Origin of the sequence: Pseudomonas parakoreensis (assembly GCF_021602155.1) — a bacterium.
GTDB lineage: Bacteria > Pseudomonadota > Gammaproteobacteria > Pseudomonadales > Pseudomonadaceae > Aquipseudomonas > Aquipseudomonas parakoreensis.
Map to the genome: position 1 here is coordinate 1 of NZ_BQHY01000095.1, position 255 is coordinate 255.

General features: G+C 53.3%; 1 protein-coding gene. It reads right to left on the reverse strand.

Annotation, left to right across the window (positions count from 1 at the left end; genetic code table 11):
- Positions 1-35 precede the first annotated feature (35 nt).
- On the reverse strand, positions 36-255 hold a 220-nt coding region (locus L6D63_RS28550; RefSeq protein ID WP_236170528.1), incomplete at its 5' end, for a hypothetical protein.

The following is a 255-nucleotide window of genomic DNA, read 5'->3' on the forward strand; positions in this document are numbered from 1 at the left end:
ACTGTGGGAGCTGGCTTGCCAGCGATAGCGGTGTGTCAAAAAAATAAGGATGTGACTGACCCGCCGTCATCGCTGGCAAGCCAGCTCCCACAAGTTTGCGTGTCGTCCAAAAAACTCAAAAACACCCGGATCCCTGTAGGAGCTGCCGCAGGCTGCGATCTTTTGATTCTGATCTTCAAAGGCCAAGGCAAAAGATCGCAGCCTGCGGCAGCTCCTACAGGACACCGGTCAATGCCAGCTTCATGCTTGAATTTC